The 26,088-nt window shown below is 67.2% G+C and carries 21 protein-coding genes; 9 read left to right on the top strand and 12 right to left on the bottom strand.

The window, feature by feature from the left end:
* Nucleotides 1–113: 113 nt before the first annotated feature.
* Together L5G32_RS05415 and L5G32_RS05410 are read left to right on the top strand one after the other, a co-directional pair.
* The gene (locus L5G32_RS05415; RefSeq protein ID WP_237010003.1) at nt 114–3,461 is read left to right on the top strand and encodes a DUF499 family protein; all 3,348 of its coding nucleotides are present in this window, start codon (nt 114–116) and stop codon (nt 3,459–3,461) included.
* A 30-nt stretch (nt 3,462–3,491) separates the two neighbouring features.
* A complete protein-coding gene (locus L5G32_RS05410; protein ID WP_443669355.1) occupies nt 3,492–4,082 on the top strand; it encodes a GNAT family N-acetyltransferase in 591 nt (196 codons plus the stop codon).
* Between the two features lie 83 nt (nt 4,083–4,165).
* Here the strand turns inward: L5G32_RS05410 and zapE are convergent, their stop codons facing one another.
* Nucleotides 4,166–5,185, bottom strand: a complete 1,020-nt coding sequence (zapE, locus tag L5G32_RS05405; protein ID WP_237010001.1) for a cell division protein ZapE — start codon at nt 5,183–5,185, stop codon at nt 4,166–4,168.
* 20 nt (nt 5,186–5,205) lie between these two features.
* Between zapE and L5G32_RS05400 the strand changes: the two genes are divergently transcribed.
* The 4 genes from L5G32_RS05400 to msrB are packed head-to-tail and all read left to right on the top strand — an operon-like array spanning nt 5,206 to nt 9,295.
* On the top strand, nt 5,206–5,982 hold the full coding sequence (locus tag L5G32_RS05400) for a dihydrofolate reductase family protein (protein ID WP_237010000.1): 777 nt from the start codon (nt 5,206–5,208) through the stop codon (nt 5,980–5,982).
* A 10-nt stretch (nt 5,983–5,992) separates the two neighbouring features.
* Nucleotides 5,993–7,549 (top strand): alpha/beta fold hydrolase, encoded by a 1,557-nt coding sequence (locus L5G32_RS05395; protein WP_237009999.1) that lies wholly within the window; start codon nt 5,993–5,995, stop codon nt 7,547–7,549.
* Nucleotides 7,550–7,584: 35 nt separating this feature from the next.
* Nucleotides 7,585–8,844, top strand: coding sequence for a glycosyltransferase family 87 protein (locus L5G32_RS05390; protein ID WP_237009998.1), 1,260 nt, complete (start codon nt 7,585–7,587; stop codon nt 8,842–8,844).
* A gap of 19 nt (nt 8,845–8,863) precedes the next feature.
* Nucleotides 8,864–9,295 carry a peptide-methionine (R)-S-oxide reductase MsrB gene (msrB, locus tag L5G32_RS05385; protein ID WP_237009997.1) on the top strand — a complete coding sequence of 144 codons (432 nt, stop codon included), beginning with the start codon at nt 8,864–8,866 and terminating at the stop codon, nt 9,293–9,295.
* Between the two features lie 136 nt (nt 9,296–9,431).
* Here msrB and hemQ read toward each other — a convergent pair whose 3' ends face one another.
* From hemQ to hemE, 3 genes are read right to left on the bottom strand one after another with little or no spacing between them, the layout of a single operon-like run.
* Nucleotides 9,432–10,127 (bottom strand): hydrogen peroxide-dependent heme synthase, encoded by a 696-nt coding sequence (gene hemQ, locus L5G32_RS05380; protein WP_237009996.1) that lies wholly within the window; start codon nt 10,125–10,127, stop codon nt 9,432–9,434.
* Nucleotides 10,128–10,164: 37 nt separating this feature from the next.
* Nucleotides 10,165–11,553 (bottom strand): protoporphyrinogen oxidase, encoded by a 1,389-nt coding sequence (hemG, locus tag L5G32_RS05375; RefSeq protein ID WP_237009995.1) that lies wholly within the window; start codon nt 11,551–11,553, stop codon nt 10,165–10,167.
* Nucleotides 11,550–12,575 (bottom strand): uroporphyrinogen decarboxylase, encoded by a 1,026-nt coding sequence (gene hemE, locus L5G32_RS05370; RefSeq protein ID WP_237010241.1) that lies wholly within the window; start codon nt 12,573–12,575, stop codon nt 11,550–11,552. The genes hemG and hemE overlap by 4 nt, the downstream gene beginning before the upstream one ends.
* A 136-nt stretch (nt 12,576–12,711) precedes the next feature.
* Between hemE and L5G32_RS05365 the strand changes: the two genes are divergently transcribed.
* On the top strand, nt 12,712–13,344 hold the full coding sequence (locus L5G32_RS05365; RefSeq protein WP_237009994.1) for a DUF3000 domain-containing protein: 633 nt from the start codon (nt 12,712–12,714) through the stop codon (nt 13,342–13,344).
* An 8-nt stretch (nt 13,345–13,352) separates the two neighbouring features.
* Entirely contained in the window at nt 13,353–14,693 is a 1,341-nt protein-coding gene (locus L5G32_RS05360) for a ribonuclease D (protein WP_237009993.1), read from the top strand.
* Here the strand turns inward: L5G32_RS05360 and L5G32_RS05355 are convergent.
* The 5 genes from L5G32_RS05355 to L5G32_RS05335 are packed head-to-tail and all read right to left on the bottom strand — an operon-like array spanning nt 14,615 to nt 19,587.
* Entirely contained in the window at nt 14,615–15,226 is a 612-nt protein-coding gene (locus L5G32_RS05355; protein WP_237009992.1) for an RBBP9/YdeN family alpha/beta hydrolase, read from the bottom strand. The two genes, L5G32_RS05360 and L5G32_RS05355, sit on opposite strands and share 79 nt — an antisense overlap.
* Nucleotides 15,223–16,563, bottom strand: a complete 1,341-nt coding sequence (locus tag L5G32_RS05350) for an MFS transporter (RefSeq protein WP_372491638.1) — start codon at nt 16,561–16,563, stop codon at nt 15,223–15,225. Before L5G32_RS05350 ends, L5G32_RS05355 begins: the two co-directional genes overlap by 4 nt.
* Before the next feature lie 22 nt (nt 16,564–16,585).
* Nucleotides 16,586–17,638 carry a beta-keto acid cleavage family enzyme gene (locus L5G32_RS05345; protein ID WP_237009991.1) on the bottom strand — a complete coding sequence of 351 codons (1,053 nt, stop codon included), beginning with the start codon at nt 17,636–17,638 and terminating at the stop codon, nt 16,586–16,588.
* A gap of 35 nt (nt 17,639–17,673) precedes the next feature.
* Complete coding sequence (locus L5G32_RS05340; protein WP_237009990.1) at nt 17,674–18,570, bottom strand: TauD/TfdA dioxygenase family protein; 897 nt, start codon at nt 18,568–18,570, stop codon at nt 17,674–17,676.
* A gap of 36 nt (nt 18,571–18,606) precedes the next feature.
* Nucleotides 18,607–19,587, bottom strand: coding sequence for a quinone oxidoreductase family protein (locus L5G32_RS05335; protein ID WP_237009989.1), 981 nt, complete (start codon nt 19,585–19,587; stop codon nt 18,607–18,609).
* A gap of 157 nt (nt 19,588–19,744) precedes the next feature.
* Here L5G32_RS05335 and L5G32_RS05330 point away from each other — a divergent pair, with 157 nt between their 5' ends.
* The gene (locus L5G32_RS05330) at nt 19,745–20,794 is read left to right on the top strand and encodes an AraC family transcriptional regulator (protein ID WP_237009988.1); all 1,050 of its coding nucleotides are present in this window, start codon (nt 19,745–19,747) and stop codon (nt 20,792–20,794) included.
* Here the strand turns inward: L5G32_RS05330 and dxs are convergent.
* The 3 genes from dxs to L5G32_RS05315 are packed head-to-tail and all read right to left on the bottom strand — an operon-like array spanning nt 20,778 to nt 26,015.
* The gene (gene dxs / locus L5G32_RS05325; protein WP_237009987.1) at nt 20,778–22,676 is read right to left on the bottom strand and encodes a 1-deoxy-D-xylulose-5-phosphate synthase; all 1,899 of its coding nucleotides are present in this window, start codon (nt 22,674–22,676) and stop codon (nt 20,778–20,780) included. The two genes, L5G32_RS05330 and dxs, sit on opposite strands and share 17 nt — an antisense overlap.
* 58 nt (nt 22,677–22,734) lie before the next feature.
* Nucleotides 22,735–23,997 (bottom strand): class I SAM-dependent RNA methyltransferase, encoded by a 1,263-nt coding sequence (locus L5G32_RS05320; RefSeq protein WP_237009986.1) that lies wholly within the window; start codon nt 23,995–23,997, stop codon nt 22,735–22,737.
* 2 nt (nt 23,998–23,999) lie between these two features.
* Nucleotides 24,000–26,015: an APC family permease gene (locus tag L5G32_RS05315; protein ID WP_237009985.1), complete on the bottom strand. Its 2,016-nt coding sequence runs from the start codon at nt 26,013–26,015 to the stop codon at nt 24,000–24,002.
* Between the last annotated feature and the right edge of the window lie 73 nt (nt 26,016–26,088).

Below are 26,088 nucleotides of genomic sequence, written 5' to 3'. Positions count from 1 at the left end.
AGCGGCCCCACCACTCACTGGTAGTTCCACCGCGCCCCCGCTTCGGTCAGAGCTGTCCGATATCCTCCATTCTTGAATGCACACTCAGTAGTGCATTCAAGATTGGAGGAACTGTGGCTGCCAGTAATCGGGATCGGATTCACGCTGCGTTAGAGCTTCTCGGACCCGCACTGAACAGTTTTCTCGACGAGACGGTGGGCGCCGACCTCGACGCTCAAGGATTCGACGGTGGGTGGATTGAGATCCTCCGCGCAGTGAAGTCGCCCAATGCACACTCCGACAAGAAATACAGTCCCCTCGACCCGTACGACAGCCTTCGCATGGTCACCGACAGCGTGCCCTACAAGTTCAAACGCGGCTGGGACCCGATCGGCAAGCGGCTGTCACGCGCGGACACGGGCCGAGCTACTCAACTGCTCGATGTGCGCAACCGCTACGCACATCACGAGCCGTTCTCCAACGACGACGCGGCGTACGACCTCGATACCTGCCACCGCTTCCTCCTCGCGATCGGTGCACCGAAAGAAGCCGCAGAGGTCGCGAGGTTTCGCGACGACGTGCGTGCGATCGGCGCACGACAGGCCGACGACCGCGCTGCGCGCAAGCAGCCGAGTCTGCAAGCCGGGTCCGACAGCTTGCCCGCCTGGCGTCAGGTGATCAGCCCGCACCCGGACATCCAGAGCGACCAGTTCAACGCCGCCGAGTTCGCCGCTGACCTGTACACCGTTGCCAACAAGAGCGGCCGCCACAAGACCGAGTACACCGATCCCGCAGAGTTCTTCGGGCGCACCTACCTGACCGAAGGGCTGCGCGATCTGATCACCCGCAACGTCGCTCGCCTGACCGGCGACGCCAATGCGTCGCCAGTGGTCAACCTGCAGACCAACTTCGGTGGCGGTAAGACGCACTCGATGCTCGCTCTATGGCATCTCGCCTCCGGCGAGCCGAGTTCGTCGTTCGGCGACGACGTCGCACCGCTCGCGCAGCCGCTCGACTCGCTGCCGCACGGCGTCCGCCGAGTCGCACTCGTCGGCAACCAGATGGTGCCGGGCCGCGAGAACGATGAGGACAGTCGCCCGAACATCCGCACGGTGTGGGGCGAACTCGCATGGCAGTTGGGCGGGCGCGACGCATACGAGATCGTGGCTGACGCCGACCGCTCGTCGACAAACCCGGGTTCGTCGTTGCGGGAGTTGTTCGAGGCGTACTCGCCGGCCGTCATCCTGATCGACGAATGGGTCGCTTACGCACGACAACTGGTCAACGCGACAGGGCTGCCGGCCGGCGACTTCGACACCCAGTTCACCTTCGCCCAGACGCTCACCGAAGCCGCACGCGCGATCCCCGGAATCCAGGTCGTCATCTCCATCCCCGCATCTGCGAGTGCCAGCGACAACGATGACGTCAACGACGAGGAAGTCGGCGGCGAATACGGTCGCGAAGCCCTCTATCGATTGAAGAGCGTCGTCGGGCGCACCGCCGATCAATGGCAGCCCGCGAACGCACACGAAAGCTTCGAGATCGTGCGGCGGCGCATCTTCGCCGCCCCCGACGCAGAAGCCTCCGCGACCATCAACAACGTCGCCAAGCTGACCGTCGACTTCTACCGCAAGCATCACACCGACTTCCCATCCGAGGTTCGGGACTCGCAGTACATCGACCGGATCAAACAGTGCTACCCGATCCACCCGGAACTGTTCGATCGCCTGTACCAGGACTGGTCAACGCTCGACCGCTTCCAGCGCACCCGCGGAGTCCTGCAACTAATGAACCGAGTCGTCGGAACGCTTTGGCGCACGCAGGATTCGAGTGCGTTGATCATGCCGGGCACCGTCCCGCTGGGCGACGCCGACGTGGTCTCCGAGATCACCAAGTATCTCGGCGACGAATTCAAAGCGATCATCACCACCGACGTGGCAGGGACCGAATCGGTTCCGTATCGCGTCGACAAAGACAATGAGTACTTCGGCAAGCGGGGAGTCTCCCAGAGGCTGGCTCGATCCGTGTTCATCGCTGCCACACCGGGACTGCACACTGCTCACAAGGGCGCTGAGAAGGCCCGCATCTTCCTCGGCACTGCGCTCCCCGGCGACGTTCCCGGCAGCTTCCACTCGGCACTCGACGCGTTGACCGGGTCGTCGACGTACCTGTACACGGAGTCGTCCCGATTCTGGTACGACACCCAGGCCAACGTCACCCGGGCTGCCCGCGACCACGCCGCCGGGCTCGCACCCGCCGACGTCTGGGCCGAAGTGGAGCGCCGGCTCACCGTCCAGCGAAAGTCGACCAACGACCGGGTCTTCGCGGGCATTCACGTGTTCCCCGACTCGGCAGACGTGCCCGATGAGACCGAGGTCCGGCTCGTCGTGGTTCCCATGGAATACACGCACACCGCTCGCAGTGGTCAGCTCACCGCAGCCCCGTGGGCGGCGAATCTGACCGCCAACCGCGGGAACGCGATCCGCACCTTCAAGAACTCGATCGTGTTCCTGGCCGCGGAGGAGAAACGAGTCGGCGAACTCGACGGCGCCGTCCGAAACTATCTTGCATGGAAGTACGTCGCCGACAGCGCCGACGATCTCGGTCTCGGCGGCCAACAGACCAAGCAGGCCGTCGAACGACGCGGCGCAAGCGATGACATCGTCGATTCCCGGCTCCTTGAGACATTCAGTTGGGCGCTCTACCCCGACCAGTCCGAGGGTGAGGCCACATACCGGATCGAGACCAGCAGCGTCACCGGCAGTTCGACCGATCTCTACCTCCGCACCAGCACCAAACTCGGCGAGGACATCGCGACGACCCGCGCATCGACGACGATCGCGCTCGACCTGACAGGCTCTCTGTCGAGCGCGTGGTTGTCCGGGCACCTCGAGGTCGGCCAGCTTCTCCGGTATTACGCCACGTACCCGTACTTGGCACGCCTGCGGAACCGCGATGTCCTGATCAACGGCCTCTACTCGGTGGCCGACGATCCGATCACCTGGCAGCAGTACGGTTTCGCGTTCGCCGACGGATACGACGAGGCCGCCGGGGCCTACATCGGTCTGCACCTGCCGACCGACGAAGCGACCCTCCACATCTCCGACTCGACACTGATCGTCCAGCCCGACATCGCTGTTCGTCAACGCGACGAGGAGGTCCGTCGAGCAGGGGGACGAGGCAACGGGACGGGAGACGAAGGAGCGGGACACGACGGGTCTGACAGCGCCGGGACAGGCGAGAGTGACAATAGGAAACGCCGCTTCTTCGGCTCCATCGCCCTCGACGACACCTACCCGGCGAAGAGCTTCAACGAGATCTACACCGAAGTGCTCAGCCACCTGGCTGGAGACGGCAGACTCGAAGTCCGACTCGAGGTGACTGCCGAGAATCCAGACGGATTCAGCGACCGCACCAAGCGCACTGTCTCCGAGAACGCGAGTGTCCTCGGATTCGAACAGGCCGAGTTCGAGGAACGCTGAGGTCTCCGGGATGATCCGCGCGTCGCTATCATGTCAGGAGTGAACTCTCCGACCGTCGACATCGTCACCGACCCCGGATACGCAGAGGACGTGGCCGCCGTCGCCGCCGCAACGTTCCCGCTCGCCTGTCCGCCGCACTCGTCCCCAGAGGACATCGCGGCCCACATCGACGCACAGCTATCGCCCGCCAAGTTCGTCGAGTACATCGCCGATCCCGCCAAACAGGTGCTGGCGGCCCGAGACGACGACGGGAGCGTTATCGGTTACGCCCTGATCGTCTACGGGAAGCCCGACAGCGTCGACGTCCTCGCCGCGATCGAGTCGACCGACAGCGGCGCGGCGGCGTTGGCCGCAGGCACGCTCGCCGAGGTCTCGAAGATGTATGTGCTCCCCGACCACCATTCGTCACACAACGCGACCCGACCGTCGCACGCATTGATGCAGGCGACGCTCGACGCCGCACGCAACCACGGAGCCGACTACGTGTGGCTCGGCGTCAACCAACTCAACGACCGCGCACAGAAGTACTACCGGAAGACGGGATTCGCCGAGATCGGCACCAGGACATTCGACATGAACGGGTCCATCGAGCAGGACTTCGTGATGGGCCGGTCGGTGTAGGTCGGGGGTCTCGACTCCGGTTCTCCTGAGCGGAGCCGAAGGGCTCGACCAGCGGACGGGGGCGCTACCAGCGACGGACGGACCTACGCGTCGGCCTCGGCGAAGCGTGACAGGGCCAGGAGACGAGACGTGGCACGCAGGTACTTCTTGCGGTAACCGCCGGCGACCATCTCCGGAGTGAAGATCTCGTCGAGCTTCACGCCCGACACGCTGACCGGGATCTCCGCGTCGTACAGGCGGTCGGCGAGCGCGACGAGGCGCAGGGCGACGGCCTGGTCCGAGGCGGGACGCAGGTCCTTGACGCAGACGAGGGCGACGCCGTCGACGAGCGACTTGTACTTCGACGGGTGCAGCTTGGCCAGATGCGCGACGAGTTCGTCGAACGTGTCGAGAGTCGCGCCATCGGTGGCGGCGGCCTGCTCCTCCAGCTGGGCGTCCGTTGACGGCTCCGGGGCAGGCGGGAGGTCGCGATGCCGGTAGTCCGGACCGTCGACGCGGAGAGTCTCGAAGATCCCCGACAGCTTCTGGATCTCGCGCAAGAAGTCCTGCGCGGCGAACCGTCCCTCGCCGAGCTGGCCGGGCAACGTGTTCGACGTCGCGACGATCGAGACGCCGCGCGCCACCAACTCGGTCAGCAGACGGGAGACGACCATCGTGTCGCCTGGATCGTCGAGCTCGAACTCGTCGATGCACAGCACGCTGTGATCGGCCAGACGCTCGAGGGCGTCGATGTAGCCGAGGGCGCCGACGACGTTGGTCACCTCGCCGAACGTGGCGAATGCTTTGGGGCCCGGCATCGAGTGGTAGACGGACGCCAGCAGGTGTGTCTTACCGACACCGAAGCCGCCGTCCAAATACAGACCGATGCCCTCGGGCGTCGACGCCTTGCGGAACAGACCCTTCTTCTTGGCTCCCGTGCGCACCTTCGATGCTCGAGCGACGAAGTCGCGGGCCGCGGCCACCGCAGCCGACTGACTCGGCTCGTTCGGGTCGGGGATGTACGAATCGAAGCTCACCTCGTCGAACATCCTCGGAGGAACCATTTCGCCGATGAGTTGGTCGGGAGCCAGAACAGGATTCCGGTCGCTCAGTCGTGCCAGCATCCGGTAAGGGTAGCGAGGACATGGATGATGGACTCATGTTCCTCATGCAGAAAGCGACAGACATCACAGAGTCGGACCTGGCCCGGGTGTTCGCGTTCCCCGCCACTTCCGCGCCCACCGTGCGCGCGACCATGGTGGCGAGCATCGACGGGGCGGCGACGATAGACGGCCGTTCCGGCATACTCGGCGGCGACGGCGACCAACTCGTCTTCCACACGATGCGCCGACTCGCGGACGCGATCGTCGTCGGAGCCAAGACAGCGATCCTCGAGGGATATGGGCCGGCGAAGTCGGACGACGACACCCCGCCCCCCACTCTCGTCCTGACCTCTCGCAGCCTGGACATCCCGGACGACTTCACGACCGCGGCAGCCCCGAACGTCCTCATCGCCACATGTGCGTCCGCTCCGGCCGACGCCCGGGAACGTCTGACCGCAGCGGGTGCGACCCTCGTCGACTGCGGAACCGACGACGTCGACCCGGCCGCGCTCGTCGCCGAGTTGGCCTCTCGCGGACTGAACCGGATCGACATCGAAGGCGGGCCGCGGCTCCTCGCCTCCTTCGCCGCCGCAGGCGTCCTCGACCAACTGATCCTCACCGTCAGCCCCACGCTGGCCCTGGGCGACGCACCGCGGATCGCGCACGGCGCCGAGGTCCCGCTCCCCGACCAGGAACTGCCGCTCCCGTTCCGTCTCCCCCGCCCGATGCGTGCCACGACGGTCCTCGGCGACGACGACGGTTTCCTGTACCAACTCTGGGAGACCGTGCGCGACGGCGACGCCACCGCCGGTCGGTAGGCTCGCGGCTATGCCGTCCACGCTCCGCGCACGACTGTCCGCCGCTGTCCTGGCGGCCGCCACCATCACCGTTCTGGCGGCCGGTTGCGCAGTGGGTCCAGACACCGGGCCGGACATCGTCCGCGGCGACCGTCCGGGCGGCGAGGCCACCGAGGCGCCGAAGCTCCCCGATCTCCAAGTCCCGGACCGGGATCTGAACTGGCGGTCCTGCGGAGACAAGCTGACCACGGCGTACGACGTCGCCGCTCCGGCCGGAGTCCTCGTGCAGTGCGCTATCTACGACGCACCCGTCGACCCCGACTCCGACGAGACCATCCGGATCGGCGCGATGCGCGCGACGACGAAGTCGACGCCGAAGCAGGCTCCACCGCTCGTCCTCACCAGCGGCACCGACCTGCCGAGCTCCCGCACTCTGCTGGCGCTCGCCGACGGCGACGGCAAGACGCTCCTCGACCGGCATCCGATCGTCGCCGTCGACTTCCGCGGCACCGGCCTCGGCGCCACCGTCGACTGTCTGACGAACGCGCAGCGGGACGTCATCTCCTCGAACGCCGCAGGTCCCAGACGCGACGTGGAGGCGCGCGCGACCGAGGTCGGGACCGCGGCCAGAGCCGCGGCCGACCTGTGCACCGAGACTCTCTCCCCGAACCAACTCGCCTACTCAGTGAACGCCGCCGCACGCGACCTCGAAGGCCTTCGCGAACGGTGGGGCGTGGACCGACTCGGCCTCATCGGTGTCGGCGACGGCTCATCGGTCGCGCTCCGTTACGCCGCGGCTCACCCCGATCAACTGGGCCGCCTCGTCCTCGACTCGCCTGTCGGCTACAACGTCGCGGCCCGCGAGAGCACCGCCGCCCGCGTCCGCGGCGTCCAGAAGTCGTTGACCACCTTCGCGCAACGCTGCGCCAACGCGGCGTGCGCACTCGGCAGCGACGGCGCGGCGGTACTCCGACGAGTGATCGACGCCGGAGCGTCCGGTGACCTCGACGGCTTGTCCGACAAGCAGGTACTCGACGCCGTCACCACCGCGATAGCCCTCGACGACATGTCACCCGCCGGGATCAAGAAGCTCGGCGCAGCGGTCGCCGACGCCGACCACGGCGACACCGGGGCCCTGCGTTCGTACGCGAGCGCGGCCGCAGCGCTTCGCGGCACCGACGGCCGTCTGGTGGGAAGGTGCAACGACCTCCGCGGGCGGCCCGGTCTGCAAGAGTTGTCCGGTCTGGTCAAGGACTGGTTCGGCGAGGCCCCGATGACCGCACTGACCGGTGCCCTCGACCTCGCCGACTGCGACGGCTGGGGCAGTACCGACGCCCCCGCTGCGCCCGAGTCCCTCGCGGTGAATCCGTTGATCCTCGTCGGCGCCAACGATCCGTTCAACGGCAGCGCCGTCGTCGACCAGTTGACTCAGACCTTGTCTGCGGCGAAGGCCTCCCCGACCGCCGTCACCTGGGACGGTCTCGGATTCTCGGTGCTCGCACACAGCGACTGCGCGGCCGGCGTCCTCGACGAATATCTCGGCGCCGAGCCGATGAAGGCGCCTGCCACGCGGTCGTGTCCGGCGTGAGCGATGGCGTCGGTTCCATGTAGTACGGTTCGCGGGTGAGCGTTGTAGACCGTTACCTGCATCCGCGCGTCGATCCGACGCGTATCGGGCATCTGATCCTCTGGCCGATCAGCATCATGATGGTGATCCACCGGTCATTGATCCTCGCCGTCAACGGTGCACGCACCGACGACTTCACCCCCGTCTACAACGCGGCTCTCGCATTCCTCAACAAGGGTGCGGTCTACAACGAGAACTACGACACGGTCGACCCGCACTACCTGTACCCGCCGTCCGGCTCGCTGTTGATGTCGCCGCTCGCGATCATCGACCCGCAGACCTCCCGGTGGATCTTCATCGCGGTCAGTGTCGTCGCCATCCTCGTGTGCGCGTACCTCCTGACCCGCTTGTTCGGGTACGACCACCGTTCCTGGATCTTCCCAGCGCTGATCTTCGCGTTCTTCAGCACTGAGACCGTCGCGCACACCCTGATCTTCACCAACTTCAACGCGTTCGTCCTTCTCGGCATGCTCGCGTTCATGATGCTGATGCTGCGCCGGAACGACCTGTGGGCCGGTGTCGCGATCGGACTGACCTTCGCCGTCAAACCGATCCTCGCGCCGTTGCTTCTCTTGGTCTTGCTGAACCGTCAGTGGAAGATCTTGATCACCGCGGTCGGCGTTCCTCTCGTTCTCAACGCTCTCGCGTGGCCGCTGTCGAACGATCCGATGGACTTCGTCAAACGGACCGTCCCCTACCTCGGCGAATCCCGCGACTACTACAACAGCTCGATCACCGGAAACGGCGCGTACTTCGGGATCGACGGCTGGCTGGTCCTGCTGCTGCGCATCGCGTTCGTCCTGATGGCCGCATTCAGTCTGTGGTTCCTGTACCGCTACTACCGACGCAGCGACGAACTGATGTGGCTCGCCACGTCGTCCGGCGTCCTACTCTGCACGTTCTTCCTCGTCGGATCGCTCGGCCAGGCCTACTACTCGATGCTGCTGTTCCCGTTGATGGCGACGGTCCTGCGCGCCGGATCGGCGGTCCGGAACTGGCCTGCCTGGCTCGGCGCTTACGGATGCCTGTCGTTCGACGTGTACTACTCGAGCGAATGGGAGCCGTTCGGTCGCTACCTCGAGTACGGCAAGGTCACGTGGGGCTGGTCGCTGCTGATGGTCGCGGTGTTCGGTTCGCTGCTGTTCCGCTACCTCGACATGCGACGCGACGGCGTCCTCGACGTGCCGTCCGATGTCCCGGACAGAACGAGCGACACCGCGCCGCCTGTCGGCCGCGAGCCGACGCCCGCAGCGTGACGTCGCTACCCTGGGACGTATGACGAACGACGCATCGAACGGCCGCGAAGACTTCACCAAGCTCACCGACGCCGACTGGCGCGAACGCTTGACCGCAGCCGAATTCCAGGTGTTGCGGCAGGCAGGCACCGAACGCCCGTTCATCGGCGAGTACACCGACACGAAGGACGTCGGCGTCTACGCCTGCCGGGCCTGCGGCGCCGAATTGTTCCGCAGCGAGACCAAGTTCGAATCGCACTGCGGCTGGCCGTCGTTCTTCACGCCCCTCGCCGGCGAGACCGTCATCGAACGACACGACGACTCGCTCGGCGCCCGCCGCACCGAAGTGCTGTGCGCCAACTGCCACAGCCACCTGGGCCACGTCTTCGCCGGTGAAGGCTACGACACGCCCACCGATCTCCGGTACTGCATCAATTCGATCAGCCTCCGACTCCTGTCCGCCGACGACTGAGCGTCTCGACTGCCGTCACGCTGATCGAGCGGAGTCGAGATCCAATGTCTCGACTCCGCTCGACCAGCGGGACCGTCTCGACTCCGCTCGACAAACGGGACCGTCTCGACTCCGCTCGACAAGCGTGGGGAGCCTCTCAGGGCAGGGCGTTGAGGAGCTTGGCCGGCTCGACGCGCGGACCGGTGAAGAAGGGGATCTCCACCCGGACGTGCATGCGGGCCTCGGTGGCACGCAGGTCGCGCATGAGGTCGACGATGCGGTCGAGTTCGGGAGCCTCGAACGCGAGGATCCACTCGAAGTCGCCGAGGGCGAACGCAGGAACCGTGTTGGCGCGCACGTCCTTGTAGCTGCGAGCGGCCATCCCGTGGTCGGCGAGCATCTTGCGGCGTTCCTCGTCTGGCAGCAGGTACCACTCGTACGACCGCACGAACGGGTACACGCAGACGTATGCGCCTGCCTCTTCGCCCGCCATGAACGCGGGGATGTGGCTCTTGTTGAACTCGGCGGGACGGTGCAGTGCCGCGCCGCTCCAGAACGGATCGCTCGCCCGGCCCAGGATCGTCGTGCGCCGGAACGTCGAGTATGCGGCTTGGAGTTGTTCGATGGTGTCGGCGTGCCACCAGAACATGAAGTCCGCGTCGCCGCGCATTCCTGCGACGTCGTACACGCCGCGCACGACGACACCGGTCTCCTCGACGTCGGCGAGGAAGCGTTCGAAGTCGGCGACCGCTTCGGTGCGGTCGTCCGGCAGTTCTCCGGCGCGCACGGTGAACACCGAGAACATCAGGTAGCGGAGGGTCGAGTTGATTTCTGCGTAATCCAGGCGGCTCATGCATCCATCGTGCCACCGCGCGGATCGGGCATCTCGATCAGGTGAGAGCGTTCACCTGTCCGGCAAGCCGCGACGCCCCGTCGCGAGCGGTCCCGATGCACGCGGGCACGCCGACGCCGCGATAACCTGCGCCCGCGACTGCGATACCGGCGGGCAGCGAAGCGATGGCCGACGACATCGCCGACAGGTGCCCTGGCCGGTAGTGAGGCAGCCCCGTCGGCCACCGTTGCACGGCGGCGTCCACGACGTCGGGCGCCGGGAGGCCTGCCGCACCGAACACGGTTCCGAGGTCGGCGGTCGCGCACGCGATGAGTTCGCTGTCGGTCGCCGTCACTGGGTGTCCGAGCCTTCCGATCGATGCGCGGAGCACCGATCGCCCGTCGGTTCCGGCGAGGTGCGGCCATTTGCGGCTGCTGAGCGTGATCGCCTTGATCGACAGATCGGTGGCGTCCGACGCCACGAGTACCCCGGAGTGCTCCGGGGTCGCCCCGTCGACCGCACAGGCGATGACCGCCGATCCGGCAGCGTCGACCGCCGAGAACGCGGCAGCCGCGTCGGGAGCGATGTCGCCGAGAAGCGTGCCAGCCGCCCACACGGGAACGGCGACGAGCACAGCGTCGTAGCCGGAGCCGTCGATCGTGTCGGCAGCTGAGCCGACGTCCAGGTGGTATGTCGTGCCGTCGGTGTGCACGGCGCCGACAGTCACACCGGTGTGCACGTGAGCGCGGGCCGCCTCGACGAGCGAGTCGACGAGGGTGCGGTATCCGCCGCGCAGCGCGCCGAAGACGGGTCCGTCGCCCGTCGGTCGGGACAACACGTCGGCCACCGCAGCGGTCAACGACGGCGCCCCGGCGTCGAGCGCTGCCGCGAGAGCCGGAACTGCTTCGCGCAGACCGAGATCGTGGGCCCGGGCCGAGTACACGCCGCCGAGCATCGGGTCGACGCTGCGGGACACGACGGCCTCGCCGAAGCGGTCGGCGACCAACTCCCCCACTGCGACGTCCGCGCCGCGCGTCCAATACATCTCGCGATCGGCCTCTGTCTCGACGACGCGACGTTCGGCGTCGTCGACGAGGTCGCCGAGTGCGGCCGCGGTGGCGGGAATACCCATCAGCGCAGGCGACGGCAGCGGGTGCAGGCGGCCGCCCGACCAGACGGCCGGGCGCATGCCGCCCGGCGAGACGACGTCGCCGCCGAGACCGAGTTCGGCCACCAGGTCGCGCGCTTCGGGACGCCGGACGATGAACGCCTCCGCTCCGACGTCGATCGAGAGTCCGGCGACGCTCACGGACGTGAGCGTCCCGCCGGGCGCGTCGTCGGCGCAGAAGACGTCGATGTGTGCGTCGTCGCCTAGGAGTCGGCGCAGGTCGTAGGCCCCGGTGAGCCCGGAGACACCCGCGCCGACGACGGCGACTCGCACAGTCACAGCGAGTGGACGGTTTCCACGGCGTGCGTGACGGCGTCGGCGTCGGTGTTCGGCAACACACCGTGGCCGAGGTTCACGATGTGGCCGGGAGTGCCCGCAGCCACGGCACGGTCACCCTCGGCGATGATCCGAGCCAGCTCGGTCTCGACCACGTTCCGGCCTGCCAGGAGAGCCGTCGGATCGAGGTTGCCCTGGATCGCGACGCCGCGCCCGACGCGCTGGGCCGCGACATCCAACGGGATTCGCCAGTCGACGCCGATCACGTCCGTGCCGACGCGGGTCATCGAGTCCAGCAGTTCGCCGGTGCCGACCCCGAAATGGATCCGCGGCACCTCGTACTTCTCGATCTCGGCCATCACCCGCGCCGAGTGCGGGGCGACGAACGCCTCGTACGCCGCCTCCGACAGCGTTCCCGCCCAGGAGTCGAACAGTTGCACTGCGTCGACGCCCGCATCGATCTGTGCACGCAGGAAGGCGATGGTGAGGTCGGCGAGCCGCCCCATCAGGGCATGCCACAGGTCGGGGTCGCCGAGCATGATCCGCTTGGTGTTCTCGTACGTACGGGTCGGCCCGCCCTCGATCAGGTACGACGCGAGGGTGAACGGTGCGCCCGCGAATCCGATCAGCGCGACGGTCGGCGGCAGCTCGTCGAGCAGACGGCCGATCGCCGCCGTCACCGCGCCGACCGCTTCGGGCTCCAGCCGCGGCAACGCGGCGACATCGGACGCCGTACGGATCGGCGATGCGATGACCGGGCCGGTACCGGGCACGATGTCCAGGTCGACGCCCGCAGCTTTCAACGGGACGACGATGTCGGAGAACAGGATCGCCGCATCGGTGTCGTGCCGACGCACCGGCTGCATGGTGATCTCGCAGACCAACTCTGCGTCGAAGCACGATTCGAGCATTCCGCGGTCGGCACGGATCGCGCGGTACTCGGGGAGCGAGCGACCGGCCTGGCGCATGAACCAGACGGGCCGACGGGACGGGGTCTGGCCTGTGGCGGCGGCGATCAGCGGCATTTCGGTCGAAGTTCGACGGGCACGCACCGTAGTCATGTGTTCACTGTGCCATCTGCACCCGGGACGATCCGGTCACACCCCGGAATCCCGGCGCGCCTCCGCCACACCGGCCTGCACCCGGCTTACCCTGACGGCCGTGACCACTTCTGGAGCCCCGACGGAGCCGGCCGAGTTCCGCGACGCCGTGCAGTCGCTGCATGCTGCGACGGTGCGGCCGGAAATCGAAGTCGGTTCGATCCGTCCCCCGCAACGTCTCGCGCCGTACAGCTATGCACTCGGCGTCGAAGTCCGGCCCCCGGACGAATCGGACCCCAACCAGGTGCCGACGGACTCGACGGGCAACGCGTTCGGCCGCCTCGTCTTGTTGTACGACCCGGACGGCCAGGACGCATGGAACGGCACGTACCGTCTCGTCGCGTTCATCCAAGCGGAGGTCGAGGCCGCGTTGGCCGCCGATCCGCTGCTGCCCCAGGTCGCGTGGAGTTGGCTCGCCGAAGCCCTCGGGGTGCCGGACGGCGACACCGAGTCGACGCCGCCGTTCGGCGCCGATCTGCCTGCCGTCCGGGCCCTCGGCGGCACGGTGACCGCGACGACGTCGGTGCGCTACGGCGACATCGCGGGCCCCCCGCAGTCCCATCAGCTGGAACTCCGCGCGTCGTGGACCGCGACCGGAGCCGATCTGTCGATCCATCTCGAAGCGTTCTGCGACGTGCTGGCTTCGGTCGCGGGGCTGCCGCCGACAGGCGTGGCCTCTCTCGGCTCGATCTGAGGGTTGCGGTGACCGATTCCGACGCAGATCATCCCCCCGAGGTCCCCGTCGTTCCACTGACCGCTCCCCGTGAGGGTGTCCCGCCGGTCGTGTCGACACCGGACGAGTTCGCGTCGGTCGCCGCACGACTGGCCGCCGGAACAGGTCCGATCGCGGTCGATACGGAACGGGCGAGCGGCTTCAAGTACTCGCAACGTGCCTACCTCGTGCAATTACGTCGCACCGGGTCGGGGAGCTTCCTCATCGATCCCATCGAGCACCCGGACGCACTGGCGCCGGTCATCGAGGTGATGACCGGACCGCAGTGGATCCTGCACGCTGCCGACCAAGACCTTCCGTGCCTTCGGGAACTCGGATTCGTCTGCGAGAGCGTCTTCGACACCGAGCTCGCGGGCCGTCTCCTCAACGTCCCGAAGGTCAACCTGGCGGCGATGGTCGCCGAGTTCCTCCATCTCGGACTCGCCAAGGGGCACGGTGCGGCTGACTGGTCCCGCCGTCCGCTGCCCGACGACTGGTTGAACTACGCGGCGCTCGACGTCGAGGTCCTCGTCGAACTGCGCGACGCCGTCAACGCCGCTCTCCGCACCGCGGGACGCGAGGAGTGGGCAGTCCAGGAGTTCGCTGCCGTCCTCGCCCGACCGCAGCCCGAGCCCAAGACCGATCGGTGGCGACGCACATCCGGCATCCATGACCTGAAGTCGGCTCGAGCATTGGCCATGGTCCGCGAACTGTGGACGGCGCGTGAAGAGGTCGCCCGGCGCCGCGACATCGCGCCGGGCCGCATCCTCCCCGACTCCGCGATCGTGAACGCCGTGTCGAAGGGGCCCCGCACTACCGCCGAGCTGACGGCACTGCCGGTGTTCAGCGGTCCTCGCCAACGTCGACAGGCGAACACCTGGCTGGATGCGCTCGAGCGCGCCCGGAACCTTCCGGACGCTGAACTGCCTGCGAAGAAGGCTCCGCAGACGGGCGTCCCGCCGATCAACCGGTGGGAACCCAAGCACCCGGCGCCTGCCGCGCGTGCCAAGGCGGTACGCCCCGCTCTCAAGACTCTCGCCGAGACCATCGGTCTGCCGACCGAGAACCTGTTGTCGCCGTCGATCGTCCGCGACCTGTGCTGGTTCGGCGTCGACGAGAGTGTCGGCGTCGCACAGCGTCTCGCCGACCTCGGCGCGCGCCCGTGGCAGGTGGAGCTCGCAACGGAGCCCATCGAGGCCGCGCTGGCTGCCCCCGTCGACGGATCTCCTACCGGCCGGTTCCGGCACCAGGGTCAGGTCGCAGACGAGAACTCGGCGAGGAGTTCGTCGAGCATCGGCCAGTCACCGAATCCGGAAGCCGGGTTGAGGTGACCGACATCGCCGAGATCGACCAATCTGCTGCCCCACGCCTCGGCGAGGCCCGCACTGGCCCGGTACCGAGCGAGCGGGTCGTCGCGGCTGACCGCAAGAACCGATGGGAACGGAAGTCGGTTCCGCGGGACCGGCTCCCACCCGGCCGCCGACAGGTCGGCGGAACGCGGGTGCGGGCTCGGCCAGACGACGCCGAGATCCGGCGGTGTCACGAGGATCGCGCCGACGACCTTCACGAGAGCCCGCCCGTCACCGGGCCCCTCGGCGTCGGCCTGACTGTCGTTCGCGCAGCTGCGGACCCAGTGAACCGTCGCGAGCACTCCAGCGCTGTGTGCGACAAGCACCACCGGTCCGTCGACGGCTGCGACTGTCTCGCCGATCAGGCCGGCCCGGACCCTGATGTCGTGCCAGTCGTCCGCGGCGGGGAACGGCACAGTCGTCGTGCCGCTGCTGCGAGCGGCAAAGCGTTCCTGCCAGTGGTCCGGTGCGTCACCGCGAAGGCCGGGGACGATCACGACCGTCGGTTCACTCATCGAGCCACCGCCACTGTCAACGCCTGCAGCTTCGCCTGGCCGCGCGGGTGCAGCCTGCGTCCGATGTACATCGCCGTCGCAGCAGGCAGATAGATCAACGGAGCGATCTTCAACGCACCAGACAGGGACACGTGGTCGGCGAGAATTCCGATCAGGAACGGCGCCGCCGCGAGGCCGAGAAGGTTGTTCGCCAACGTCAGGGTTCCCATCGCGGACGCCTGAATGGATTTGTGCGTCAGCGACGCGACCATCGCGGCGGTCGTCCCCGAACAGCCGGCGGAGAAAAAGGCTCCGATAGCGAGCAGGATCAATTGTTCCGGGCCCGTCGGCAACCGGAAGGCGGCGAGGAGAGCGATGCAGGCGATGCCGCAGAACGCGATCCCGACCGTCCACTTCCGCAACGGGTCGGTTCGGCTCACCCGGTCCGCGAGGTACCCGCAGCCGATCATTCCGCTACCGACCAGCATGACGAACACTGCTGCGGTACCCGCCGCCTTGTCGACGCCCATGCCGTACGACTCTTTGAAGAACGTCGGCAGCCAGGTGAGCATCACGGCCGCCATGAACATCTGCAGACCGCTGCCGAGGTACGCGCAGACCACGGCCGGGTTGGTGAACAGACTGGAGAGCGGCGCTCGAGGAGGCTTCGCCTTCGCCGTGATGCTCGGTTCCCGTTCGACGGCGTCGCCGTCGTACTGACTTCGGCGGACTCGGACTTCGGTGACGATCACCTTGAACACCGCAACCAGGAGGAGCCCGCCGATCGCCATCGCGCCGATCGACCAGCGCCACCCGATCTGTACCGCGATCACGCCGCCGATCGCGGTGCCGAACATCGTCCCGAACGAGCCGCCCGCCATGAATGCAGCGGAGAGGGCCGCGTGGACCCGCGGCGCGAACAGCCCGAGGACCAGCGCGATCCCCACGCTGCCATAGGCGGCCTCGCCCACACCGACGAAGAAGCGCGCAATCAGGAGCTGTTCGTAGTTCTGGGCGAATGCGCATGCGAGGGTGGCGAACGACCACACCACCGCCATGACTATCAGGCTGCGCACTCGCCCCCACCGGTCGGCGAGGATCGAGACGGGAAGGGTGAGCAGGCCGACCATCAAGGCGACAACCGAGATCAACGATCCCAGCTGCCCCTTGTCGAGGTCGAGTTCCTGTCCGAGTGGCACGAAGACTGCCGAGAGCACCTGGCGCGACATGTAGTCGGACAGGAGCAGCGCGAAGGCCAGGGCGAAGACGATCCACGGGTAGACCCGTCGGCGGGACGATTTACGTCCCGTCGACGGCTCTGCCATGTGCGACGCGGCGACGCTCGGGCGGGGAGGCATGAGGGCCATTGTTCTCGGATTCCTATGCGTGCTGGGTGAATCCGAGCTGACCGGGCAGGCGATTCGGCGCGTACCCGAGTCGTGCCAGGGTCTCGTCGACCGAGTCGTACTGCTCGCCGATGCGGTAGATGTCGCGCGCCTGTTTGCCGTTGGCGACCTCGCGACCCAACTCCTCGCTGATCCGAACCAGCTGCTTCACCTGGTCGACGGACTTGATCTTCTCACCCTTGCTGCGCCAGATCGTGTCCTCGTTGCCGCAACGGGTGTGCAGTCCCATAGCGATGGCCATTGTGTTGACCGGGAGCACCGATCGCATCAAGGTCTCCAGAGTCAGCATCGCCCCGTCCGGGACGCGCTGCATGAAGTTCATGATGTTGTACGGGTTCGGGCCGTCGAAACCGCCGCCGATGCCGACCCACGTCAAGTTCAACGGACCCATGTACTTCCCGCGGCGGATCAACCGCTCGACCGTCTCCAGCTGCGGGATCGACGACAGCTGGAAGTGCGGTTGGATGCCGTTGGCGGTGAGACGACGCAGATGCTCCTCCACCCACTCCGGGCCGGCTGGCACAGTCATCTCGCGGTAGGTGTCGTACAGTTCGGGGCGCTGCATCGAGGTGCCCGCGATGTCGTCGTCGGTCATCAGCTCCATAATGTTCATCTGGCTGGTGTTGATGGCGATGGTGACCTGGTCCGGCTTGGGATCGAGTTCGGCGAGCATGTGCCTGGTGTCGTCGGACAGCCACTTCGCGTCTTTGCCGTCGCCTTCGGGCGCGAACGAGATGGAACCGCCGACCTGCAAGATCATGTCCGGCACGGCCTCCCGCAGACCGGTCAACAGCTCGTTGAACTTCGAGAGCCGCTTGCTGCCCTTACCGTCTTCTTCGCGGACGTGGATGTGCAGCACCGTCGCACCCGCCTCATAGCAGTCGACGGCCTGTTGGACGTGCTGCTCCATGGTGAGCGGCAGATCGTCGGCGAAGTCGTCGAGCTCCCATTCGGGTCCGTACGGCGCAACGGTGATGACTTGCTTCTCCTGGACCTCGGGGAACAGGGCGTCGTCGTGGAAGTGCATGATCAGTCTCCTCTTGTGTTGAATTCGGGGTCGGGTCAGTACGGTCGGTCGCCGACGATTCCGGCGCGTTCCATGCGTCGGACTGCGGGCCAGTAGTCCTGGACTGCGTAGTGCTGTGTGCACCGGTTGTCCCAGATCGCGAAACTGTCCGGCGTCCACCGCCAACGGACCTGGAACTCAGGCACCGATGCCTGACGGATCAGGTACTGCAGCAGCTCGGCTGCGCCAGGTGCGTAGTCGTATCCGAACCGGACGTTCTCAGGGGTGTGGAAGTTCGTCAGATGAGTCGCGAACGAGTTGACGAACAGGATCTTCTCCCCGGTCTCGGGGTGAGTCCGTACGACAGGGTGCTCGGCGTCGGGGAAGGTCTCGTGTAGTTCGGCACGCCGCTCCGCCGACATCCCGGCGCCGAAGCTGGCTTCGATCGAGTGGCGGGCGCGGAGTCCGTCGATGCGAACCTTGACGTCCGAGGGCAATGCCGCATAGGCGGCGATCATGTCGACCCAGATGGTGTCCCCGCCGACGGCAGGTCCGTCGACGCATCGGAGCACCGAGCCGAAAGGCGGTCGGTCGCGCCAGGTGGCGTCGCAGTGGAAGGCGTTCTCGAAGTGTTCTGGCGGGCTGTCGAGGTCCTTGTAGATACGCACCAGGCCGGGGTGATCGGGATCTGATGCCAGGACCGGGTGAGGTTCGAGGTCGCCGAAGCGGCGGGCCAGCGCGACATGGTCGCCCCGACTGATCCGCTGATCGCGCACGAACAGGACCTTGTAGTCGATCAGCAACCCGCGGAGTTCGGCGAACAGGGTGTCGTCGGCCGCGACGGCTGCGAGGTCGACGTCGAACAGTTCGGCTCCGAGGTGGGCGGTGAGGCGTTCGGCACGGATCCTGCGACGGTGCGTCTCACCGAGATCGGCGGTCTGCGTGAGTGTCATCTGCGCTGCTCCCTTCGATAGTGGTCTGAGTGCCGGTCAGACGGTGAGGATCGAGGAACCGGTGAGCAGACCGGACTCGAGTTCGGCGTGGGCGCGGGCCGCGTCTGCGAGAGGGTAGGTCTGGCCGACCCGGACGCGGATCCGTCCCTCCGCGATGTGACCGAAGAGCTCGCCTGCGAGTTCGGCCCGCTCGGCCGGGTCGGCGATGTAATCGGCCAGACCGGGCCGGGTGACGAAAAGCGATCCTTTGATCGCCAGTTGCATCGGGTCGATCGGCGGGATGGGGCCCGACGACGTGCCGAAGCACACGAGCAGGCCGCGGCGCGCGAGGCAGTCCAGCGACGTCTCGTAGGTGGTCTTCCCGATACTGTCGAGAACCACCGGAACGCCTGCGCCGCCGGTGATCTCACGGACTCGAGCAGCGGTGTCCTCGTCGCGGTAGTACACGATGTGGTCCACGCCGTGGGCGCGGGCGACCTCCGCCTTGTGCTCCGTCGAGACCGTGCCGATGACCGTGAGTCCGAGGAGCTTGGCCCACTGCGCGACGATCAGCCCTACTCCCCCGGCTGCGGCGTGCAGCAGAATCGTGTCGCCCTCGCGGTACTGGTGAATGCGGCGCATCAGGTACGCGGCGGTTAGCCCGCGCATGGTGCACGCCGCAGCGGTCTCGAACGAGATCTCGTCCGGCAGCGCGATCAGGTGGCGAGCAGGCAGCACGAAGTCGGTGCTGTACGCCCCGAGTGGGGAACCGGTGTACGTGTAGGTCACGCGGTCGCCGGGCTCGACACCGGTGACGTCGTCGCCAATCGCCTCCACGACGCCTGCAGCTTCGACGCCCATTCCGTTCGGCAGTGGAACAGGGTAGAGCCCGGTCCGGTAGTACGTGTCCGCGAAGTTGAGGCCGATCGCGTGGTGCCGGACCCGGACCTCACCGGACCCGGGCTCACCGGTCACGACGTCTTCCAATCGCAGAACCTCGGGTCCGCCGATCTGGTGGAAACGGATTGCTTGCGTCATGCAGATCGTCCTCTCGACACGGCCTCGGTGGCCTGGTGTGTGTGATGGACACGACACTATGAGGACAGACACAGCTAAACTGTTCTTGTCGGGACATGTTTCTATTCCTGCTGGGACATCGTTGAGTCGGGTTCGAGCTGGACTGAGGAGGGCGCGCATGAAGCCACTCGCGCGGTACGCGTCGTTGGCCAACTTCGTCGAGCTGGCACGGTCGCTGAACACCGATCCCGTCCGACTGCTGCGCTCGGTCGGTCTCGACCCGGGCGGCGTCGCCCTGCAGGACCGCTGGATTCCCGCGTCGGCGGTCGCCGACCTCCTCGAGCGCACCGCAGTTGAAGCGGGCCGCGACGACCTCGGCACTCGACTAGCCGAACTGCGCAAGCTGTCGCATCTCGGGCCGTTGAGTCTGGTGCTCCGCGAGGAACCCAACATGCGAAGCGCCCTCACCCTCCTCATCCGACATGAGCGCATGTACAACGAGGCTCTCCACACGAGCTTGCAGGTCGCCGACGGCGTGGCGACCGTACGAGTGCACCTCGACCTGGGCAGGCCCGGCGCCGACCGCCAGTCCATCGATCTGGCGGTCGGCGTCCTGTACGCGCTGATGCGTGAGTTGTCGCCGCCGACATGGCAACCCTTGTCCGTGTCGTTCGTGCATTCTCCGCCGATCAATCCCACCACGTCGCTGCGCATGTTCGGCGGGCTCGCGCGACACGACCGGGCCTTCAACGGGATCACCATGCTCGAGACCGACCTCGACCGGCCGATCCGAGAGTCCGATCCGCAACTCCTCGAATACACGAGGCGGATGCTCGACGATGACGCCGGCAATCCCACGTCGGCCGTCGCCAACCGGACTCGGCAACTCGTGGAGATGCTCCTGCCCACCGGCAGGTGCTCGGCAGATCAGGTGGCCCGCAGCCTCGGAGTGGACCGGCGGACTCTGCATCGACGGCTCACGGCCGAGGGCACGACCTTCACCGCCGTTGTCGACGACACGCGTGCGGGGTTGGCTGGGCACCTGGTGACGAGCCAGCGGTACTCGTTCGTCGAGATCGCGGCGACGCTTGGATTCTCCAGCCCGTCGAACTTCTCCCGGTGGTTCCGTGGACGGTTCGACTGCACTCCACGTCAATGGCGCAGGTCCACCGACCCCGAAGACACAGAGGCCGTCGCGGCCGGCGTGCCGCCTACGTCAGATCTTTGACGATCGAATCGGCGAGGTCGACATCGGTCAATCCGAAGTCGACGAGGATCTCTTCGCGCGTCGAGTGCGCCACGAACTGCTGCGGGACACCGCGTTGGCGAACGGGCGTCGACACCCCGGCATCGGCGAGCGAACGCACCACTGCCGCGCCGACGCCGCCTTGGACGCCGCCGTCCTCGAGGGTGACCACCAGTCGGTGATCGCGCGCGAGCACCGCGATCGAGTCGGGTACGGGCAGCACCCACCGCGGATCGACGACGGTTGCGGTCACCGAGTGCGACGACAGGTTGGCCGCCACGTCGAGGGCCAGACGTGCGAACGCGCCGACGCCGACGATGAGCACATCGGCTCCGTCATCGCCGCCGTCCGCGAGGACGTCGACGCCGTCGGACAGCCGGCGTATCGCCGGGATATTTTCGGGGACAGCGCCTTTCGAGTACCGGACCGCCGTCGGGCCGTCGGCGGCGTCGAGGGCTTCGGCGAGTTCCTCACGGACCCGGATCACGTCGCGCGGTGCGGCCACTCGCAAACCCGGCACCAGTGACATCAGCGACAGGTCCCACATGCCGTGGTGGCTCGGACCGTCCGGGCCCGTGACACCGGACCGGTCCAGGACGAGTGTCACCGGGAGCTTCAACAACGCGACGTCCATCAACAGTTGGTCGAACGCACGGTTGAGGAACGTCGCGTAGATCGCGAGCACCGGGTGCATGCCGCCCAGTGCGAGTCCGGCGGCGGAGGTCATCCCGTGCTGCTCGGCGATGCCCACGTCGAACATGCGATCGGGAAAGCGTTCCCCGAACTGGACGAGGCCGGTCGGCCCCGGCATCGCAGCAGTGATGGCCACGACTTCCGGACGCCGCTCCCCCTCGTCGACGAGCGCATCGGAGAACACCGACGTCCAGTCTTTGGCAGCGACCGACATCGCTTTGCCGGTCGCCGGGTCCATCTTGCTGGTGGAATGCATCTGCTCGGCCTCATCGGCCTCGGCCGGCGCGTACCCCATGCCTTTACGGGTCACGGTGTGCACGATCACCGGACCGCCGAAAGCCTTGGCGCGACGCAGCGCCTCCTCGAGCGCGACGAGGTCGTGCCCGTCGACGGGGCCGACGTATTTGAGTCCGAGGTCGGCGAACATCGCCTGCGGAGACACCAGGTCTTTCACACCGCTCTTCATCCCGTGCAGGACCGCGTATGCGGGATCACCGACGAGCGGAAGGCTGCGGAGTCGGCGACGACCCGACGAGAGGAGCCGTTCGTATGCGGGCTGCAGTCGGAGCGCGGACAGGTTCTTGGCGAGACCGCCGATCGTCGGCGCGTACGACCGTCCGTTGTCGTTGACGACGATGACCACGGGCCGATCGCCGTCGGCGATGTTGTTGAGGGCCTCCCAACACATTCCGCCGGTCAGCGCGCCGTCGCCGACGACGGCGACGACGGTCCGGTCCCCCTCGACGGCCGACAGGTGCCCAGGGGTCTTCGACGCCAGTTCGAAGGCCTTCGACAGGCCGTCGGCGTTCGACAACGCGGCCGACGCGTGGGACGACTCGATCCAGTCGTGCGGGCTCTCGGCGCGGTCCTGGTAGCCGGTGAGACCGTCGCGTTGGCGCAAGGTGTCGAACCGACCTTTGCGTCCGGTGACGATCTTGTGGACGTAGCACTGGTGGCCCGTGTCGAACAGGATCGGATCGACGGGCGACTCGAAGACGCGGTGGATCGCGAGCGTCAGTTCGACGACGCCGAGGTTGGGTCCGAGGTGTCCGCCGGTCGCCGCGACCTTCTCGATGAGGAATCCGCGGATCTCGGATGCGAGCTGCTCGAGTTCGGCTTGCGAGCACGCCCGCACATCGGCCGGTGAATCCACTCGATCCAGCACTCCCATGTGCGGTCCCTCCTCAAGAAACGATGATCCCGGCCAGTCTACGGATTCCCGTGTTCGGCTAGCGCGTCAGCACTGCCATCGCTTCGACGTGGTGGGTCATCGGGAACGCCTCGAACCCGCGCCATTCGCGGACTCGGTACCCCTGAGCAGCGAACCGACCGAGATCACGAGCGAACGCTGCAGCGTCGCACCCGACGTGCAGCACTGCGGTGGGCGACGCCGCGACGATCGCGTCGACGACGTCGGCGCCTGCGCCCGAGCGCGGCGGGTCGGACACGACGACGTCTGGACGCTCGAGGTCCGCGAGCGTCGCGGCGACCGCGCCGCGGTGGGTCAGCACCGGATCGTCGGAGAGGGTCCGCTCAGCTGCGGCGAGCGCGCCCGGATCGGTGTCGACGATGTCGCTGCCGGTCACCGTGAAGCCGTGGGCGGCGTCGCGCAGCGCAGCGGTGAACACACCGGCGCCCCCGTACAGATCCCACAGGTGGACGTCGCCGCTGACACCGACCGCGCCGAGCAGGTCCGCGGCCGCAGCCGAGTAGACGCCTGGCGCGTCCCGGTGCGCCTGCCAGAAGCCCGTCACCGGGATCGACCACGTCCGATCGCCGACCGTGTAGTCGACGTAGGCGTCGCCTTCGACGGCGCGGACCGCGCGAGCGGCACTGCGCGCCGACCGGGCCCGTTGGGCGCGGCCGCGCCTGTCCCGTCCCCTGCCCCGCTTGTCCGCACCCACAGGAGCGGCGAGTTCGGCGATATGGCGGCGTCCGTCACTTCCGACGGCGAGCACGAGTTCGGTGCCCGGTGCGCCGCCGAGCGCGGCGACGCCGTCGAGGAGTCCCGGTACCGGAGCCGCGCACGGCTGCGTCACCAGGTCAGTGGACTTCAGGCCGCGGAGACCGACGGTTCCGCCCGGCCCCACCGCGAGACGGGTCCGTACCCGCCACCCGGTAGTCGAGTCGCCGAGCGCGGCGATCCTCGGCGGCGTCGGCGCGTCGGCGCCGAGTCGTCCGATACGGGTCAACACGTCGCTCAGTGCGGTCGCACCGAGTTCGCGAGCATAGGCGGAGTCGACGAACGACAGGTCGCAACAGCCCGCTCCGGCGGCCGCAGCCGGGCACTGGGGATCGACGCGGTGCGTACTGGCGTCGACGACTTCGACGACCGTCGCACGCGCGTAGGAGGCGTGCTTGTCGTCGACGATCCGTGCGCGCACCCGTTCTCCGGGGAGCGCGCCGCCGACGAAGACGACGCGCCCGTCATCGCGGGCCACTCCGGCACCGCCGTTGGCGTAGCCGGTCACGTCGAGTTCGAGATCGGCCATGTCTATTGGTCCTCCGAGGTGAAGCCGCGTCGCACGTCGCCGGGCGCGACGTACTGGGACTGCATGCGTTTGCCACGGTTCTCCGACGACGTCAACTGCCACGGCACGGACGTCACCATCACTCCGGGCTCGAACAGCAGGCGGGTCTTGAGTCGCAGCGCCGACTGATTGTGCAGGATCTGCTCCCACCAGTGACCGACCACGTACTCGGGGATGAACACGGTGACGACGTCGCGCGGTGACTCCCTGCGCAGTCTGCGCACGTAGGTGATGATCGGCCGGGTGATCTCGCGGTACGGCGACGCGACGACTTTCAGCGGCATGCCGATGTCGCTGTCCTCCCATTCGGCGACCAGTTTGCGGGTGTTCCGGTCGTCGACGTTGACAGTCACCGCCTCCAGCACGTCGGGACGGGTGGCACGCGCGTATCGCAGCGCTCGCCGAGTCGGCAGATGCAGGGACGACACCAGGACGATGGAGTGGGTCCGGCTCGGCAGGACTTCGTCGCCGCCCTCGTCGGCGTATTCGAGTTCGCGCTCGACGGACGAGTAGTGCCGGTGAATGAGCTTCATCACCACGAACAGCACGAGCATCGCGAGGATCGCCATCCATGCGCCCGCCGTGAACTTCGTGACGAGGACGATGACCAGGACGACGCCGGTCATGACCATTCCGACGGCGTTGATGATCCGCGACCGGATCATCCGGGCTCGAGCGTCGGGGTCGGTCTCGGTCTTGAGGTGACGTGTCCAGTGCCGCACCATCCCGGTCTGGCTCAGAGTGAACGAGACGAACACGCCGACGATGTACAGCTGGATCAGCGAGGTCACCTCGGCGCCGAACGCGACGACGAAGCCGACCGCGACCAACGCGAGGAAGACGATGCCGTTGGAGAAGGCGAGGCGGTCGCCACGGGTGTGCAGCTGACGCGGCAGGAAGCGGTCCTGGGCGAGGACCGACCCGAGGACGGGGAATCCGTTGAACGCGGTGTTCGCGGCGAGCATCAAGATCAGCGCGGTGACCGTGGCGATCAAGTAGAAGCCCGGCGGGAATCCGTGGAAGACCGCTTCGGCGATCTGCGCGAGAATCGACTTCTGCTGGTAGCCGTCGGGAGCCCCGGCCAGGTCCTTCGTCGGGTCGAGGACGTACTTGGCTCCGATCTCCTGCGCCAGCAGCACGATGCCCAGCAGCAAGATGATCGAGAAGCCGCCGAGCATCAGCAGCGTCGACGCCGCATTGCGCGACTTCGGCTTGCGGAATGCGGGCACCCCGTTGCTGATGGCCTCGACACCGGTCAAGGCGGCACAGCCGGACGAGAACGACCGGGCGATCAGGAACACCATGGCGATGCCGACCAGACTGTCGTTCTCCGCGATGATCCCGTAGTCGCTGGTCTCGGCTTCGACGCTGTCGCCCAGAACGAATATCTGAATGAAGCCCCAGACGAGCATGACGGCGACGCCGACGATGAAGGCATACGTCGGGATCGCCAGGACTGCACCCGACTCCTTGATGCCGCGCAGATTGACCGCCGCGATCAACGCGATCGCGAGCACGCAGAACCACACCTTGTGCTCATGGACGAACGGGATCGCCGAGCCGATGTTCTCCGCGGCCGAGGTGATCGACACCGCGACCGTGAGCACATAGTCGACGAGCAGTGCCGCGGCGACCGTCAGTCCGGCATTCGGCCCGAGGTTCACTGTCGCGACCTCGTAGTCGCCGCCGCCGGACGGGTAGGCGTGGACGTTCTGCCGGTAGCTCGCGACGACCACCACCATCACGACGGCGACGGCCAGCGCGACCCAGGGCGCGAACGCGAACGCGCTGATCCCGGCCACCGACAGGACCAGGAAGATCTCCTGCGGCGCATACGCGACCGACGACATCGCGTCGGAGGCGAACACCGGGAGCGCGATCCGCTTGGGCAGCAACGTGTGGCCGAGGCGGTCGCTGCGGAACGGTCGGCCGAGCAGCAGTCGCTTCGCGCCGACCGACACCTTCGTCATCGTGGACACGGAGCAACAGTAGGCCGTCCCGGCACTGCATACCACCAGGGTGCGTTTTGCCGCGTCGGGAAGTAACGTCTCC

Source organism: Gordonia zhenghanii (assembly GCF_021738965.1).
Taxonomy (GTDB): domain Bacteria; phylum Actinomycetota; class Actinomycetes; order Mycobacteriales; family Mycobacteriaceae; genus Gordonia; species Gordonia zhenghanii.
This window is presented reverse-complemented; position numbering and strand designations above follow the sequence as displayed.

What these genes read in the sequence shown, in the direction of transcription:
- L5G32_RS05410 (WP_443669355.1), top strand. Translation starts at nt 3,492, where the DNA reads ATGTCAGGAGTGAACTCTCCGACCGTCGACATCGTCACCGACCCCGGA.
- zapE (WP_237010001.1), bottom strand. Translation starts at nt 5,185, where the DNA reads ATGCTGGCACGACTGAGCGACCGGAATCCTGTTCTGGCTCCCGACCAA.
- L5G32_RS05400 (WP_237010000.1), top strand. Translation starts at nt 5,206, where the DNA reads ATGGATGATGGACTCATGTTCCTCATGCAGAAAGCGACAGACATCACA.
- L5G32_RS05395 (WP_237009999.1), top strand. Translation starts at nt 5,993, where the DNA reads ATGCCGTCCACGCTCCGCGCACGACTGTCCGCCGCTGTCCTGGCGGCC.
- msrB (WP_237009997.1), top strand. Translation starts at nt 8,864, where the DNA reads ATGACGAACGACGCATCGAACGGCCGCGAAGACTTCACCAAGCTCACC.
- hemQ (WP_237009996.1), bottom strand. Translation starts at nt 10,127, where the DNA reads ATGAGCCGCCTGGATTACGCAGAAATCAACTCGACCCTCCGCTACCTG.
- hemE (WP_237010241.1), bottom strand. Translation starts at nt 12,575, where the DNA reads ATGCCGCTGATCGCCGCCGCCACAGGCCAGACCCCGTCCCGTCGGCCC.
- L5G32_RS05355 (WP_237009992.1), bottom strand. Translation starts at nt 15,226, where the DNA reads ATGAGTGAACCGACGGTCGTGATCGTCCCCGGCCTTCGCGGTGACGCA.
- L5G32_RS05350 (WP_372491638.1), bottom strand. Translation starts at nt 16,563, where the DNA reads ATGCCTCCCCGCCCGAGCGTCGCCGCGTCGCACATGGCAGAGCCGTCG.
- L5G32_RS05345 (WP_237009991.1), bottom strand. Translation starts at nt 17,638, where the DNA reads ATGCACTTCCACGACGACGCCCTGTTCCCCGAGGTCCAGGAGAAGCAA.
- L5G32_RS05340 (WP_237009990.1), bottom strand. Translation starts at nt 18,570, where the DNA reads ATGACACTCACGCAGACCGCCGATCTCGGTGAGACGCACCGTCGCAGG.
- L5G32_RS05335 (WP_237009989.1), bottom strand. Translation starts at nt 19,587, where the DNA reads ATGACGCAAGCAATCCGTTTCCACCAGATCGGCGGACCCGAGGTTCTG.
- L5G32_RS05330 (WP_237009988.1), top strand. Translation starts at nt 19,745, where the DNA reads ATGAAGCCACTCGCGCGGTACGCGTCGTTGGCCAACTTCGTCGAGCTG.
- dxs (WP_237009987.1), bottom strand. Translation starts at nt 22,676, where the DNA reads ATGGGAGTGCTGGATCGAGTGGATTCACCGGCCGATGTGCGGGCGTGC.
- L5G32_RS05320 (WP_237009986.1), bottom strand. Translation starts at nt 23,997, where the DNA reads ATGGCCGATCTCGAACTCGACGTGACCGGCTACGCCAACGGCGGTGCC.